The sequence below is a fragment of the Marichromatium sp. AB32 genome, from assembly GCF_003718675.1.
GTDB lineage: Bacteria > Pseudomonadota > Gammaproteobacteria > Chromatiales > Chromatiaceae > Marichromatium > Marichromatium gracile.
Genome location: NZ_RHFJ01000125.1, coordinates 1 through 1,467 on the forward strand (window position 1 = coordinate 1; position 1,467 = coordinate 1,467).

General features: G+C 47.2%; 2 protein-coding genes. One reads left to right on the forward strand and one right to left on the reverse strand.

Annotated elements, in window-relative coordinates; all coding sequences use genetic code 11:
* The first annotated feature begins 333 nt into the window (after positions 1 to 333).
* On the forward strand, positions 334 to 993 hold the full coding sequence (locus tag EBL85_RS16765; protein ID WP_148040587.1) for an HNH endonuclease: 660 nt from the start codon (positions 334 to 336) through the stop codon (positions 991 to 993).
* 331 nt (positions 994 to 1,324) lie between these two features.
* Here EBL85_RS16765 and EBL85_RS16770 read toward each other — a convergent pair.
* Positions 1,325 to 1,467 (reverse strand): IS1 family transposase (locus tag EBL85_RS16770; protein ID WP_223806193.1); only part of this gene is annotated, 143 nt, incomplete at its 5' end.

Genomic DNA, 1,467 nt, shown 5'->3' on the forward strand with positions numbered 1-1,467 from the left:
CTCGGATCGATGGGGAGCGTACACTTGGGGTGGCTGGGTTGCGGCAATCGTCGGGGGCGGGTTGGCGTTCGCGGTCGAGGGGCTGCGGTTGGTGATGGGGTTGGGGGTCGATCCGACGAATGTTTGGATTGGTGGTGGTGGGGCGTGGATTGGATGGGGGGTGGTTCCAGGGCTATCGCATGAGACTTGACACCCCTTGGGGAGGCGAAAAAACAGGGAAACTTCACACCCTTAAAGCAATAGACCATAATTTAATAGAAACCAATCAATCAGGGCACTATCAAAATTACAACCATCCACAATTAGCAAGCTGATATGAGCAGAAGAAAATTCATGGAATCTGTAGGTGCGACCTGCAGGAATTGGCAGTGGAGCTGGTCGTTCGTTAACCACAAAAAAAAGTTTATTGTTTTTGGCCTTTGGGATATACATAAAGACGGATTAATTTTCAATGAAAACTGGAAAGGCCCAGGGAGAAAACAATCATTAGAACATATATCTCTAATCCAAAATAGCGGTTACACGCTAAAGACGTTCCTTATGAAACAAGAAAGAATCAATAACGGAAGACCTAGAATTAGAAGTTTCGACTGGATTCTTGAGGATAAAATCTTGGCGGGAGATAGCGGGTGTTGGTATGCGAAAACCCCCTCCAAAGCAAAAGATGATTTTGAAAGAGATGTAGAGCGATCCTTAAAAGATTCTCCAGAAAACAGAGATGACAGACTTCGTAATTCCCAACCTAAACCAGAGAGAATATCGGTTACAGTAACCACGTTTAAACGCAATCCAGATGTTGTCGCCGAAGTGCTATTGAGAGCTAACGGGAAATGTGAAAATTGCGGCAAAGATGCGCCTTTCATGAAACGAAGCAACAACACCCCATACCTTGAGGTGCATCATAAGATAAGACTGGCTGATAACGGTGATGACACGGTTTCAAATGCTATAGCATTATGCCCAAACTGCCACAGGAAGTTTCATTTTGGCTAACCGTGCGAGAGAAATAACGTAGTTGTTGCGTCCCGTGTGATCATATTCCCCGTCGAAGCTATCCTTTGTTCCGAGCCCGCGAGGTGCTTGAGCTTTTGATTCACGAAGCCACCGCCTGCGCAACAGTCCACAGCCCGGGAGCCTGATCGTCGATGGACATCCGCTTGCACAAGAATGCCCGCAGCACCCAGGGCTATCGCATCAAGGATCTCTAATATTGCAATACACTAATATCTTTTGCGAGGGAAACGACACCCACTTACCGTTTGGGTAGTGCCCTGACTGATAGGATTTTGAATCGCTCGATGTTTTTGAGCTTTCCCGCAATGAATCACACGCACATCGTAGCGTTGTAGTGATGAATGAAGTTCCAGAGTGCACCCAGATGGTTTTCCTGGTTCTTCGAGAACGCAAGCGACTTTCTCACCAAGCGGGAGATACGCTGCCGGAGTGTACCGTTGAACCGTTCGATGT